Below are 13,653 nucleotides of genomic sequence, written 5' to 3' on the forward strand. Positions count from 1 at the left end.
TTAGAAACTGTCTCTCAACCACTGACTCATTCGATGCAGTTTTCCGCCCGTACCAGTCATCCTGAGGCCGGAAATTCCTTTCGCAGGGCGGCTCTCGAAGCTCGCCATCTGCGGATAGATCAGAAGCCCGACCGGGGTCGAGAAAGCCGGCCCTTTGGCGGCTTCGGGCAGGCCTGCCACGCCGAGCGGGCGGCCGATGCGTACATTGCGTCCCAGAATGCGGCGCGCCGCCTCCGGCAGGCCGGCAAGCTGGCTGGCGCCGCCAGTGAGCACGACGCGCTTGCCGACGGCATTGCCATAGCCCGACTTGTTCAGCCGGTCGCGCAACAGTTCCAGCGTCTCGTCGATGCGGGCGCGGATGATGCGCGTCATCACCGAACGCGGTATTTGCAACGGCACGTCGCCATCCTCGCCGATCGGCTGGATCGAAACCAGGTCGCGGTCATCGGCACTGCCGGGCAGCGCCGAGCCGTGCATCACTTTCAGCCGCTCGGCGGCATCGAGAGAGGTCGACAGGCCCTTGGCCATGTCCAGCGTCACGTGATTGCCGCCGATGGCAATGGCGTCGGCATGAACGAACTTGCCTTCCGAAAACACCGAGATCGTCGTGGTGCCGCCACCCATGTCGATGCAGGCCGCGCCCATTTCGAGTTCGTCGTCGACCAGTGCTGCAAGCCCGCTGGCATAGGGCGTCGCCACCATGCGCTCGACCGACAGATGCGAGCGGTTGATGCAGAGCTCCAGATTGCGCAAGGGGGCCGCGTCACCGGTCAGCACATGCATGTCGACGCCAAGCTGGTCGCCGACCATGCCGCGCGGATCGCGCACGCCGCGCTCGGCATCCAGCGAAAAACCGACGGGAAGCGAATGGATCACCTCGCGCTCGGTCCTCAGCGCCTGCTTGGCGCCGGCGGCGAGCACGCGCTTGATGTCGGCCTCGTCGGCCTCGTGGCCGCCAAGGTTGATGGTGGCCGAAAAGGTTTCGCTCTTCAGCCGGCCGGCCGTCATGTTGACGATGAGGGAATCGACCGTCAGCCCCGCCATGCGCTCGGCAGCGTCGACGGCAAGGCGGATGGCGTGCTCGGCCCGGTCGAGATCGACGACGACCCCCGATTTCACGCCTTGCGATTTCTGGTGGCCGATGCCGATCACCTGGACGCGGTGCGAACGCCCGCGCAACAGATTGCCGTCATCGCGCGGCTTGAGCTTCGCCACCATGCAGCAAACCTTGCTCGAGCCGACGTCCAGCACCGTTAGCGTGCCGGACCGGCGCGAGGAGGCATCGCTGTTGCCGCCAAGCCAGCTCATATCTTCGTCTCCGGCTTGCGCTTCAGGCTTTGCGGCTTTTCATTCAGCGCGGCTTCACGCTGCGTCGCCGCTTCCGGCGTCAACTCGACGACCAGGCGGTCGGACAGGCGCATGTCGACGGCGGCGATGTCGCGCGTCAGAAGCCCGTTGTCGTGGTCCATCCTGACGAGATCGGCGATCGCCTGATCTTCGTCATCCTCGGGAAGCTTGACCGTGATGCCGTTTTCCAGCTTCAGGTCCCAACGCCGTTCGCCGATGCGGATGTAGCCTTTGACCCGCGCCGCAAGCTCGGGATATTTTTTGATCTTGGCCAGAAAGTCCGGCGCCTTCGCCGGCGCGCCGGTGCCGATGATCAGCGGCAGCAATGCCTGCTTGCCACCCGAGAACGGCGCAATCACGGCGCCGGACCGTTCGATGACGGAGAGATCACTGCCTTGCTGCCAGAGCGCGAACGGCTCGCGCTCCTCGACGCGCACCTCCAGCGTGTGCGGATAGACTTTGCGCACCGCCGCAACCTCGACCCAGGGCAGCGTGCCAATGCGCTCGCGCGCGGCCTCTGCGTCGAAACCGATCAGCGACGTCCAGCCGTCAAGTTCCAGCCTGTCCAGAATGTCGATCTCGGATGTTTCGCGATTGCCGACCACCTTGATCTGGTCGACGGCAAAACCGGTGCGGGCAGTGATGCTCTGGACGATCTCGTCAGTATCGCCCGAGAGATAGGCGCCGTAAGCGCAGCTGGAGGCGATGAGCACGGCCGACATGACGGTGGCACAGAAACGCGGCGCCTGAACTTCACCGCCACCCAGGCGCGCCAGCACCCGCACCGGCCGGCGAAGCAGGCGCGGCAGCACGAAATGGTCGAACGACAACGGCATGCCGAACAGCGCCGGCCCGGCCGCGCCTGTCTTGCCCTGTCCCCACTTCAACGCAGACACGAAGCGTCCTCCACCATCCAACTCAACAAATCGCCGAACGAGTGTCCCGCTTGCGCGGCGATTTCCGGCACCAAAGACGTCGGCGTCATACCTGGCTGGGTGTTGACCTCGAGCCAGACAACCTCGCCGTTTTCGGAGTGACGGTCATCGTAACGGAAGTCCGACCGGGAAACGCCCCGGCAGCCGATAGCTAGGTGAGCCTTGAGCGCCAGTGTCTGTATTTTTTGGTAAATATTCGGTGAAATTTTTGCCGGGCATTCGTGTTTTGATCCGCCCGCGACGTATTTTGAATCATAGTCGTAGAAGGAATGACCGGTCGGGATGATTTCGCAGACGCCAAGCGCCACATCGCCCATCACCGCGCAGGTCAGCTCGCGTCCGTGGATGTAGCGCTCGACCATGACCGTGTCGCCATACTTCCATTCGGACGAGCCGATGACCTGCGGCGGATGCGACTGACCTTCATGCACGATAACGACGCCGAAGCTCGACCCCTCATTGACCGGCTTGACCACATAGGGCGGCTTCATCGGATGCTTGTTCTGGATGGCGAAGCGATTGGCCACCTTCGATTCCGCTATCGGAACGCCGGCAGCCTTGGCGATCTTCTTGGCCTGCTCCTTGTTCATGGCAAGCGCCGAAGCGAGCACGCCGGAATGGGTGTAGGGAATGGCGAGATATTCGAGAATGCCCTGAATGGTGCCATCCTCGCCGAAAGGACCGTGCAGCGCGTTGAAAACAGCATCGGGCTTGAGTTCGGCAAGCACAGATCCGACGTCGCGCGAAACATCGACGCGGGTGACCTGGTAGCCTTCAGTCTCGAGCGCATCGGCACACGCATTCCCCGAGGACAGAGACACGGGCCGCTCGGACGAGAATCCTCCCAGCAGAACAGCCACATGCTTACTTTTCATTTCCCGTCATCCCCTAATACGGCGGGCCCGCAACACTGTTTTCGCGACATTGAGTCCGAGTCTTCCGGCAGGTTGCCCCCCAGACGGAAAACGCGAGTAACGCGTCGCAACGACTCAAATCAGGAAACGCTTGAGGGCAGAGAATCAGAGAGTTGATTCGCTGGCAAGTGCTTACGATTCCGAGAGATTCACTTTCCGTGAAAACGACCGCGAAAAGCGCGTTGTTGAGTCTTCGCTGCAACGGTCGCGCGGGTATTTCAGGGGGCTTGAAGTTAAAGCATTACGCGAACTTCAGCTCGGGCTAAGGTGCATTGAGATTCAGGTCAGGCCGAGCCGAAAGCGATGGCTTTCGAGAACCGGAGCGGAGCGGACGTTCGGGTCCGTGAGCACCGGAAGCACCGAAAGCCGTCGTTTGCAGGCCGGCATCACCTGAATATCAATGCGGCTTAAAGCAACTGTCCGAGAAACTCCTGCACCTCATGGCCAGGCCGGAAGTTGCCGATGCGCTTGATCTCCCACTGCAGCCGGATGCCGGATTTTTCGAGCACCCGGGCGCGCACCGTCTCCCCCAGATATTCGAGGTCGTAGCCGGTCGCGGTTCCAGTGTTGATCATGAAGTTGCAATGCATCGGCGACATCTGCGCGCCGCCGATCATCAGCCCGCGGCAGCCGGCCTTGTCGATCTCTTTCCAGGCCGACGTGCCGTCCGGATTCTTGAAGGTCGAGCCGCCGGTCTTCTCGCGGATCGGCTGCACGGTTTCGCGGTGGTTCTGCACGGCATCCATCGCCGCCTTGATCGCCGCCTTGTCTTCCAGCGCCCCTTCGAACACGGCTGACGTGAAGATCAGCCCGGACGGCGCGGAGGAGTGACGGTAGGCGTAGCCCATGTCGGCATTGCTCAGCGTATGAAAACTGCCCTTGCGGTCGAGCGCCCGCACCTCGACGACGCGCTCGCGCGTCTCGACGCCGTTGGCGCCGGCGTTCATCCGCAGCGCGCCACCGATGGCGCCGGGAATGCCGTGGTAGAAATGAAAGCCGCCAATGCCCGCCTCATAGGCAAGTGCGGCGACGCGCTTGTCGGGTGTTGCAGCGCCAGCCCTGATCGTCGTCGGTCCGATGATCTCGGCTTCGCCAAAGCCCTTGGCCGAAAGCCGGATGACAAAACCCGGAATGCCACCGTCGCGCACCAGAAGGTTCGAGCCGACGCCGACGATGGTCAGTGGAATGTCTTCGGGAACCGCTTTCAGGAACGCGGCGAGATCGTCCTCGTCGGCGGGCTGGAAAAGAGCCTCGGCAAGTCCGCCGGCGCGGAACCAGGTGATCTTGTCCATCTCGGCATTGGGCGTGATGCGGCCGCGCAGGCCGGCCAGCCGGTCGCCAAGTCCGTCGATCAAGGCCTGGCCGCGCATCATGAGACGGTTCCGCCAAGGTCCTTGGGCAGCGCATAGGCCCATTGGGTGATGTTGCCGGCGCCAAGGAAGACGACGAAATCGCCGGGCTTGGCCAGCTCGCGGATCACGGGCGCAATCGCAGCGGGACCTTCGATGTAGCGCGCGTCGCGATGGCCGCCGGAGCGGATGCGCGACACCAGCGCCTCGGAGGTCACCCCGTCGATCGGCTCTTCGCCGGCCGCATAGACCGGCGCCACCATCACCGTGTCGGCATCATTGAAGCAGACGGAAAACTCGTCGAACAGATCATGCAGCCGGGTGAAGCGGTGCGGCTGGGCAATGGCGATGACGCGGCCGTCAGTGGCGCTGCGCGCCGCCTTCAGCACCGCCGTGATCTCGACCGGATGATGACCATAATCGTCGAACACCTCGACGCCGTTCCATGAACCTGTGTGTGTAAAGCGCCGCTTGACGCCGGCAAAGGACGACAGGCCCTTCTTGATCGCCTCGGGCGACAGGCCGAGTTCATGCGCGACCGCGATCGCCGCCGTCGCGTTGGAGACGTTGTGGTGGCCGGGCATCGGCAGGCGCAGGCCGGCAATCGTAATCTGGCCGCGGCCCTTGCGGTCGCGGATCACCACGTCGAATTCCGAGATGGCACCCGCCATGCGGTGGTTGGTGAAGCGCACATCGGCCTGCGCGTTCTCGCCATAGGTGATGACGCGGCGATCCTCGATGCGGCTGACCAGCGCCTGTACCTCCGGGTGGTCGGTGCACATTACGCCGAAGCCGTAGAACGGCACGTTCTCGACGAACTGGCGAAACGCCTCTCGCACCTTGTCGAAACTGCCATAGTGATCGAGATGCTCGGGGTCGATGTTGGTGACGACCGCAATCTCGGCCGGCAGCTTCAGGAAAGTGCCGTCGCTCTCATCGGCCTCGACCACCATCCATTCGCCGTCGCCCATGCGGGCATTGGTGCCGTAGGCATTGATGATGCCGCCATTGATCACCGTCGGGTCGAGCCCGCCGGCTTCCAGCAGCGTCGCCACCATTGAGGTCGTCGTCGTCTTGCCATGCGTGCCGCCGATGGCGACAGCCTGACGGAAGCGCATCAATTCGGCCAGCATTTCGGCGCGGCGCACGATCGGCAGCAGCTTTTCACGCGCTGCCTTCAGTTCCGGATTGGATTTCTTGATCGCGGTCGACACGACCACCACTTCGGCTTCACCGATGTTCTCGGCCTTGTGGCCGACGAAGCACTCGATGCCCTTGTCGCGCAGCCGCTGCACATTGGCGCTGTCGGCCTGGTCGGAGCCTTGCACCTTGTAGCCGAGATTGTGCAGCACCTCGGCGATGCCGCTCATGCCGATGCCGCCAATGCCTATGAAATGCACAAGGCCGATCGTCTGCGGCATCTTCATGCGTGCGTCCCCTTCCTGAATTCCGAAACGGTTTTCCTGGACGCAATAGCCTCTGTCAGATCGGCGAGCAACCGCGCCGCGTCCGGTTTTCCAGCCGATCTGGCTGCCGCCGCCATGGCAGTCAGCCGGTCCGGATCCTGCATCAACCCGCCGATCAAGGCAGCGATGCGCTCGGGCGACAACGTCGACTGCGGGTGCACTTCGGCCCCGCCTGCCGCGGCAAGCGCCGCGGCATTCGCCGCTTGGTCATGATCGAGCGCATGCGGGTACGGCACCAGCAGCGCCGGCCGGCCAATGACGGCGATTTCCGACACGGTGGACGCACCCGAGCGCGACATCACCAGCTGCGCTGCCGCCATGCGCGCCGCCATGTCGGTGAAGAACGGCGACACTTGCACGTCGACGCCAAGCGCCGCATAGGCCGTCTTCACCCGCCCCACATCGTCGGCGCGGGCCTGTTGGGTAATCACCAGCCGCTTGCGCAGCGCTTCCGGCAGCAGCGCAATAGCCGCCGGCACTGCGTCGGAAAAGAACTGCGCGCCCTGGCTGCCGCCGAACACCAGCAGCCGGAACGGCTCTTCTCCGGCCGATGCCGCGTAGGGCATCTTTGCCGCTTCCATGACTTGCGGCCGGACCGGATTGCCCGTCGTCACCGTCTTGGCGCCTGCCGCACTTGCATCTTCCGGCAGGAAGCCGCCGGCGATCGCATCGACACGACCCGCCAGTGCCCGGTTGGCCCGGCCCATCACCGCGTTCTGCTCGTGGATCAGCGTCGGCACTTTGCGCCTTGTCGCCGCATAGAGCGGCGGCAGCGTCGGATAGCCGCCGAAACCGACAACGGCGTCGGGCTTGATCCTGCCGATGATGGCTGAGGCCTGCCGCACCCCACGCCAGATCTTCCAGAAGGCGGCGAGCACCGCCACCGGGTTCTTCGAACCCATAGTCGCCGACTGGATCGGATGGACGGCTGCCGCCGGGAAATGGCCGGCAAAGCGCTCGGCGCGGTCATCGGTGGCCAGATGTACCTTCCAGCCGCGCTCGTTCAGCTCGTGTGCCAGCGCCTCGGCCGGGAAGAGATGCCCGCCCGTGCCGCCAGCCGCCAGAAGGATCACACCCCTCGACATCTCACTCCGCCGGCATGGCGCGTTGCGACAGGGCAAAGCCCATCTGCTTGCGCTTTTCCGGCCGCCTGCGCGTCAGCGCCAGCACCATGCCCATCGAGATGGCGATGGCGATCTGCGACGAGCCGCCATAGGAGATGAACGGCAGCGTCATGCCCTTGGCCGGCATCAGCTGTAAATTGACGGCCATGTTGATGACCGACTGCAGGCCGAAGACGGTGACCAGGCCGCCGACGGCATAGCGGGTGAAATCGTCCTGCTCCTTCAGTGCGGTGCTCAGGCCGCGCAGCACGATGAAGGCGAAGATCGACATGATGAAGAAGCACATGATCAGTCCGAATTCCTCGCCGGCGACCGAAAAGACGAAGTCGGCGTGGCTGTCCGGGATGACCCGCTTGACCGTGCCCTCGCCCGGTCCGACGCCGAACCAGCCGCCATTGATCAGCGCCTCGCGGCCCATGTCGACCTGGAACGTGTCGCCTTCGCCGGTGACGAACTTGTCGATGCGGGCGGCGACGTGCGGAAACACCGAATAGGCGGCGAACACGCCGCCTAGGCCGGCAGCACCGAGCGCGATGATCCACATCCATGGCAGACCGGCCATGAAGAACATCACACCCCATGTGCCGAGCACCAGCATAGTCTGGCCGAGATCGGGCTGCGCCACCAAGAGCGAGATGACCAACGCCAACAGCAGCATGGCGAACAGATTGCCCGGAATGTCGGGCTGGCGCTTATGTTCGGCGAACAGCCAGGCGCACATGATGACGAAGGCAGGCTTGAGGAATTCGGAGGGCTGAATCGACAGGCCGGCCAACGACACCCAGCGCCGCGCGCCTTTCACCTCGACGCCGACATAGAGAACCACCACCATCAGCACCAGCATGATGCACAGCATGACCAGCGCCATGCGCCGGATCTGCCGTGACTCGAGGAAGGAGACGGCCAGCATCACTCCCAGTGCCGGCACGGTGAAGATGATCTGCCTGGTGGCGAAGTGGAAGCTGTCGAGGCCGATGCGTTCGGCCACCGCCGGGCTCGCCGCGAAGGACAGCACGATGCCGAGCCCCATCAGCGACAGGAACGCCGCCAGGAACCAGCGATCGATCGTCCACCACCAGGTCGCTACCGGACTTTTGTCGAGACGGCTTTGCATTATCGTGCCCCTCCGATGGGTTTCACGCCCTCGATAGCATTCGCAGCTTGCCTGAAGGCTTCGCCGCGCACTTCGAAATTCTTGAACTGGTCGAAACTGGCGCAGGCAGGCGACAGCAGCACCACCACCTCGCCGCTGTCGTCATTTGCCGCATCGCGCGCCGCGTGCTCGACCGCGGCGGCAAGCGTACCCGATATTTCATAGGGCACCGCTTCGCCCAGGGTCGCCGAGAAAGCAGGCGCCGCCTCGCCGATCAGATAGGCCCTGGCAATACGCGGGAAGAAGCCGCGCAAGGGCTCGATGCCGCCCTCCTTGGGCAGGCCGCCGGCAATCCAGTAGATGCGCGGAAAGCTCGACAAGGCCGGTGCCGCCGCATCGGCATTGGTCGCCTTGGAATCGTTGACGAACAGCACATGGTCCTTGCGGCCGACCTGCTCCATCCGGTGCGCCAGTCCGGGAAAGCTCTCCAGCCCGGCCTGGATCTCACCGAGATCCAGCCCGACCTTGAGACAGGCAGCGACGGCGGCCAGCGCGTTCTGCGCATTGTGCTGGCCGCGCAGCGAGCCGATGCCTTCGAGAAAGGCAACGCGGCTGTAGCGGCCGTGCACGGCCTCCATCAGATTGGAGCCGTCGGCGAAGTAGCCGTCGGTCAGCGGCAGACGCTTGGAAATGCGGATCACCTGCTTGCCCGCCCGCTCCAGCCGGTCGGCGATCTGGGCGCACCAGGAATCGTCGATGCCGACGATGGCCGTTTCGCTGCCGGCCACCAGCCGCTCCTTGATCGCGGCGTAGTGCTGCATGGTGCCGTGCCGGTCGAGATGGTCGGGCGTCAGATTGAGCAGGATGCCGGCCGTCGGGTTGATCGAGGGCGCGAGATCGATCTGGTAGGAGGAGCACTCCACCACATAGTGCCGATCAGGCTGCGGCGGATCGAGCGTCATGATGGCACGGCCGATATTGCCGCCCATCTGCGTGTCGCGCCCGGCCGATTTGAGAATATGCGAGGTCAGCGCCGTCGTCGTCGACTTGCCGTTGGTGCCGGTGATGGCGATGAAGGGTGCTGTCGGCGCACGGGCTATGCGCTCGCGGCAGAACAGCTCGATGTCGCCGATCACCTCGACGCCGGCGCCACGCGCCAACTCGACCGTCCAGTGCGGCTTCGGATGCGTCAGCGGCACGCCCGGCGACAGCACAAAGGCCGAGAACCCCGCCCAGTCGGCGCCGCGCAGGTCGGCGGTCGCAATGCCGAGCGCCGCCGCCTTGCCGACGCTGTCGGGATTGTCGTCCCAGGCAAGAACGTCGGCCCCGCCCTCGATCAGCGCGCGCGCGGTGGCGATCCCCGAGCCGCCAAGCCCGAAGAGCGAAACACGCTTGCCTGCGAAGGATGCGGCGGGGATCAAGCGGGCTCCTATCTCAATTTGAGGGTCGACAGGCCGACCAGTGCCAGGATCACGGCGATGATCCAGAAGCGGATCACCACCTGGCTTTCGGTCCAGCCGAGCTTTTCGAAATGATGGTGGATCGGCGCCATCAGGAACACGCGCTTGCCGGTCATCTTGAAGTAGCCGACCTGGATGATGACCGACAGGATTTCGACGACAAACAATCCGCCGACGATGACCAGAACGATCTCGTGCTTGGTCGCCACCGCAACCGTGCCGATCAGCCCGCCCATCGCCAGCGAACCGGTGTCGCCCATGAAGATCGCCGCAGGCGGTGCATTGAACCACAGGAAGCCGAGGCCGGCGCCGATCACCGCGCCAAGCACCACCGCCAGTTCGCCGGTGCCGGGGACGAAATGAATCTGCAGATATTCGGCGAACACCGCATTGCCGGAGAGGTAGGCGATGACGCCGAAGGATGCCGCGGCAATCATGATCGGCACGATCGCCAGCCCGTCGAGACCATCGGTCAGGTTCACCGCATTGCCGGCGCCGACGATGACGAAGCACGAGAACGGAACGAAGAACCAGCCGAGATTGACGATGAATTCCTTGGCGAAGGGAAAGGTCAGCGACGACGAGAACGGCGCCTGGCCATTGTGCATGATCACCCAGGCGGCAATGCCGGCGATGACGAATTCCAGCGCCAGCCGTGCCTTGCCGGAAAAGCCGAGATGCGACTGCTTCGTCACCTTGAGATAGTCGTCGTAGAAACCGATCGAGCCGAAACCCAACGTCACCAGCAGCACCACCCAGACATAGATGCTGGAAAGGTTCGCCCACAACAGCGACGAGCCGACGATGCCGCACAGGATCATCAGCCCGCCCATGGTCGGCGTACCGGCCTTCTTGAAGTGGGTTTGCGGCCCGTCGGCACGGATCGGCTGGCCCTTGCCTTGCCGCAGCCTGAGCGAATTGATGATGGTCGGTCCAAAAATGAAGACGATCAGCGCAGAGGTGATGAGCGCCCCGCCGGTGCGGAAGGTGATGTAGCGGAAGACGTTGAAGACAGAGACCTTGTCCGCAAAATCAACGAGCAATGTAAACATGCTATTCCGTCCCCCGGACCCGACCCCTAGGTCTGTTTGCTGGTTGTGGCTTCCGCCGGAAATTTGCCGAGCAGCGCGTCGACCAGCTTTGAAAAACCGATGCCCTTCGACGATTTGATCATGACCACGTCGCCAGCTTTCAATGCCGACAGCAGCACCGGCTTCAGATCCTCGGCGCCGGCGCGATACTCCGTCTTGATGTCGTCGGGCAAGATGTCGGCCAGCGCCTGCATTTCCGGCCCGCCGAGAAAGACCGTCCGCGTCTCGGTGCCGACGATCAGGTCGGCAAGCGCTGCATGCAGCTTTGCTGAGTGGTCGCCGAGCTCCAGCATATCGCCGAGCACGGCGATGCGCCGGCCCTCGCCCGATACCGGCGTCGCATTGAGCAGCGCCATCGCCGCATCCATCGACGCCGGATTGGCATTGTAGCTCTCGTCGATCAGCGTGATCGGCCCCTTGGGGTGGCGCAGCACATGCCGCTTGCCGCGGCCGCGTTCCGCCGACAAGTCTGCGAGCGCCAGGGCCACCTTGGCAAGGTCGGCGCCAACCAGATGCGCCGCACCGAGCACCGCCAGCACATTCTGTACCATGTGGCGGCCGGGCGCGCCGATGCTGGCGGCAACCTCGTGGCCATCGATCCTGACGATGATGTCGGAATGGTCGGCATGCAGCACGCATTTGGTGAGCTTGAAGGTCGAGCGGGCGTTTTCGCCAAAGCCGAAGACGTGCTCGACGCCGGCGGCATGCGCCATCTTGTCCATCAGCTTCCAGCGCGCATCGTCACGATTGAGCAATGCTGCGCCGCCGGGCTCGATGCCTTCGAAAATCTCGGCCTTGGCCTTGGCGATCTCGTCCAGATTTTTGAAGAAACCGAGATGGGCGGCCGCGATCAGCGTGACGATGGCGACATGCGGCCGGACCATCTTGACGAGCGGCCGGATTTCGCCCGGATGGTTCATGCCGATCTCGAACACGGCATAGCCGCAATCCTCGGGCATCCGCGCCAGCGTCAGCGGCACGCCCCAGTGGTTGTTGAACGACTGCGCCGACGCATGGACCTTGCCAACGGCGGACAGCACATGGCGGAGCGCTTCCTTGGTGGTGGTTTTGCCGGCGGAGCCGGTCACGGCGATAATTTTGGCGTTCGAACGCGCGCGGGCCGCAACGCCGAGCTTTTCCAGCGCCGCCAGCACATCCTCCACGACGATCATCGGCGCCGTCAGCCGCCCGAGCGACGGCAATTTGCCTTCGGCCACGACCAGCACGCCGGCGCCGGCCTTGATCGCCGAGGTCGCGAAATCATGGCCATCCATCGCTTCGCCCTTGATGGCGAAGAAGGCATCACCCGGCTGCAGGCTGCGGCTGTCGATCGAAATGCCCGATATGCCTTCCGGCATCGGGCCGAGCGGCCGTCCGTCCATGGCGGCGACCAGCGCATCGGCGGTCCACAGGAAACTCATGCGGCGCGCTCCCGCAGTGCGGCGCGCACTTCCTCATGATCGGAGAAATGAAACGTCTCGGCGCCGATGGTCTGGCCTTCCTCATGGCCCTTGCCGGCAACGATCAGCGTGTCGCCAGCGTGCAGCATGGCCACTGCGTCGTGGATGGCCTTGCGCCGGTCGCCGATCTCGATGGCGCCGGGCGCGGCGGCGAGGATCGCGGCGCGGATCGTTTCCGGCACTTCCGAACGCGGATTGTCATCGGTGACGATGACGACATCGGCTAGCCTTGTGGCGATCTCGCCCATGATTGGCCTTTTGCCGCGGTCGCGGTCGCCGCCGCAGCCGAACACGACGATGACGCGGCCGGTGGTGAACGGCCGCACCGAGGCGAGTACGTTTTCCAGCGCATCCGGCTTGTGCGCATAGTCGACATAGACCGGCGCGCCGTTGGCGGTCGTGCCGACAAGGTCGAGCCGGCCCGGCGCACCCTTCAGTTTTTCCAATGCCATCAAGGCTTTGGCGGCAGGCGTTCCAGTCGAAATGGCGAGGCCGGCCGAAACCAGCGCATTGGAAATCTGGAAATCGCCGGCCAGCGGCAGATCGACCTCATACAAAACGCCATCGGCTTCGACCTCGGCACGCTGACGGTGCCGCTCGTGCTCGACCCGCTTCAGCCGCAGGAAATCGCCGTGCCGGCCGACCGTCAGCACGGTCAGGCCCGCCGCGCGTGCCGCACGCACCGTCGGCTCCGACCACGGGTCGTCGGCGAAGATCACGGCCGGCGCCCCTTTGGGCAGCAGCGTATCGAACAGCCGCAGTTTGGCGCGATGATAGTCCTCGACCGTCGGATGATAGTCCATGTGGTCACGGCCGAGATTGGTGAACCCGCCGGCGGCGAGCCTCACCCCGTCGAGGCGGCGCTGGTCGAGACCATGGCTGGAGGCTTCCATCGAGGCGTGGGTGACGCCGGCATCGGCCAATTCGCTCAGCAACCGGTGTAAGGCTATCGGGTCGGGCGTGGTCAGCGAGCCATATTCGTTGCGGCCCGGCGCCACCACGCCGGTGGTGCCGATCGAAGCCGCGGCAAAGCCGGCCTGCTCCCATATCTGCCTGGTGAAGGCGGCGACCGAGGTCTTGCCGCTGGTACCGGTCACCGCGACCATGGTTTGCGGTTGCCGACCAAAGAAGCGGGCAGCGCTCAATGCCAGTGCAAGGCGTGGATCATCGACCGAAAGAACCGGAACCGGCAGGCCGGCAACGGCACTGCCCGTGCCCGCCACAATGGCCACAGCACCCCGTCTGGCGGCATCGGCCGCGTAGGCCACCCCATCCGCCTTGGTTCCCGCGAGCGCGAAAAAGACCACGCCCGGTCTTGCCTGGCGCGAATCCGACGTAATCCCGGTAACCTCCATGTCGGGGGAAGCTGTTCCCTCGATAGGCAGGATACCGGCTAGATCTTTCAGCTGCATCG

At 64.3% G+C, this 13,653-nt stretch carries 11 protein-coding genes; all 11 read right to left on the reverse strand.

The window, feature by feature from the left end:
* Nucleotides 1–1,308, reverse strand: coding sequence for a cell division protein FtsA (ftsA, locus tag AC1DVW_RS12715; RefSeq protein ID WP_477244631.1), 1,308 nt, complete (start codon nt 1,306–1,308; stop codon nt 1–3).
* A complete protein-coding gene (locus AC1DVW_RS12720; protein ID WP_477323484.1) occupies nt 1,305–2,243 on the reverse strand; it encodes a cell division protein FtsQ/DivIB in 939 nt (312 codons plus the stop codon). The genes ftsA and AC1DVW_RS12720 overlap by 4 nt, the downstream gene beginning before the upstream one ends.
* Nucleotides 2,231–3,157, reverse strand: a complete 927-nt coding sequence (locus AC1DVW_RS12725) for a D-alanine--D-alanine ligase (RefSeq protein ID WP_477323486.1) — start codon at nt 3,155–3,157, stop codon at nt 2,231–2,233. The genes AC1DVW_RS12720 and AC1DVW_RS12725 overlap by 13 nt, the downstream gene beginning before the upstream one ends.
* A gap of 446 nt (nt 3,158–3,603) precedes the next feature.
* The gene (gene murB / locus AC1DVW_RS12730) at nt 3,604–4,569 is read right to left on the reverse strand and encodes a UDP-N-acetylmuramate dehydrogenase (protein WP_477323488.1); all 966 of its coding nucleotides are present in this window, start codon (nt 4,567–4,569) and stop codon (nt 3,604–3,606) included.
* Complete coding sequence (murC, locus tag AC1DVW_RS12735) at nt 4,566–5,972, reverse strand: UDP-N-acetylmuramate--L-alanine ligase (RefSeq protein ID WP_477323490.1); 1,407 nt, start codon at nt 5,970–5,972, stop codon at nt 4,566–4,568. The genes murB and murC overlap by 4 nt, the downstream gene beginning before the upstream one ends.
* On the reverse strand, nt 5,969–7,096 hold the full coding sequence (gene murG, locus AC1DVW_RS12740) for an undecaprenyldiphospho-muramoylpentapeptide beta-N-acetylglucosaminyltransferase (protein ID WP_477323492.1): 1,128 nt from the start codon (nt 7,094–7,096) through the stop codon (nt 5,969–5,971). The genes murC and murG overlap by 4 nt, the downstream gene beginning before the upstream one ends.
* A 1-nt stretch (nt 7,097) precedes the next feature.
* On the reverse strand, nt 7,098–8,249 hold the full coding sequence (ftsW, locus tag AC1DVW_RS12745) for a putative lipid II flippase FtsW (protein ID WP_477244620.1): 1,152 nt from the start codon (nt 8,247–8,249) through the stop codon (nt 7,098–7,100).
* Nucleotides 8,249–9,649: a UDP-N-acetylmuramoyl-L-alanine--D-glutamate ligase gene (gene murD / locus AC1DVW_RS12750; RefSeq protein WP_477323493.1), complete on the reverse strand. Its 1,401-nt coding sequence runs from the start codon at nt 9,647–9,649 to the stop codon at nt 8,249–8,251. Before murD ends, ftsW begins: the two co-directional genes overlap by 1 nt.
* A gap of 8 nt (nt 9,650–9,657) precedes the next feature.
* A complete protein-coding gene (mraY, locus tag AC1DVW_RS12755) occupies nt 9,658–10,740 on the reverse strand; it encodes a phospho-N-acetylmuramoyl-pentapeptide-transferase (RefSeq protein ID WP_477244616.1) in 1,083 nt (360 codons plus the stop codon).
* A gap of 26 nt (nt 10,741–10,766) precedes the next feature.
* Entirely contained in the window at nt 10,767–12,200 is a 1,434-nt protein-coding gene (locus AC1DVW_RS12760) for a UDP-N-acetylmuramoylalanyl-D-glutamyl-2,6-diaminopimelate--D-alanyl-D-alanine ligase (RefSeq protein WP_477323495.1), read from the reverse strand.
* The gene (locus AC1DVW_RS12765) at nt 12,197–13,651 is read right to left on the reverse strand and encodes a UDP-N-acetylmuramoyl-L-alanyl-D-glutamate--2,6-diaminopimelate ligase (protein ID WP_477323497.1); all 1,455 of its coding nucleotides are present in this window, start codon (nt 13,649–13,651) and stop codon (nt 12,197–12,199) included. The genes AC1DVW_RS12760 and AC1DVW_RS12765 overlap by 4 nt, the downstream gene beginning before the upstream one ends.
* Between the last annotated feature and the right edge of the window lie 2 nt (nt 13,652–13,653).

The sequence above is a fragment of the Mesorhizobium sp. P3_B5 genome, from assembly GCF_056402815.1.

Bases quoted from the DNA above. Each gene is read 5' to 3' on its own strand.
- ftsA (WP_477244631.1), bottom strand. From the start codon at position 1,308: ATGAGCTGGCTTGGCGGCAACAGCGATGCCTCCTCGCGCCGGTCCGGC.
- AC1DVW_RS12725 (WP_477323486.1), bottom strand. From the start codon at position 3,157: ATGAAAAGTAAGCATGTGGCTGTTCTGCTGGGAGGATTCTCGTCCGAG.
- murB (WP_477323488.1), bottom strand. From the start codon at position 4,569: ATGATGCGCGGCCAGGCCTTGATCGACGGACTTGGCGACCGGCTGGCC.
- murC (WP_477323490.1), bottom strand. From the start codon at position 5,972: ATGAAGATGCCGCAGACGATCGGCCTTGTGCATTTCATAGGCATTGGC.
- murG (WP_477323492.1), bottom strand. From the start codon at position 7,096: ATGTCGAGGGGTGTGATCCTTCTGGCGGCTGGCGGCACGGGCGGGCAT.
- ftsW (WP_477244620.1), bottom strand. From the start codon at position 8,249: ATGCAAAGCCGTCTCGACAAAAGTCCGGTAGCGACCTGGTGGTGGACG.
- mraY (WP_477244616.1), bottom strand. From the start codon at position 10,740: ATGTTTACATTGCTCGTTGATTTTGCGGACAAGGTCTCTGTCTTCAAC.
- AC1DVW_RS12760 (WP_477323495.1), bottom strand. From the start codon at position 12,200: ATGAGTTTCCTGTGGACCGCCGATGCGCTGGTCGCCGCCATGGACGGA.
- AC1DVW_RS12765 (WP_477323497.1), bottom strand. From the start codon at position 13,651: ATGCAGCTGAAAGATCTAGCCGGTATCCTGCCTATCGAGGGAACAGCT.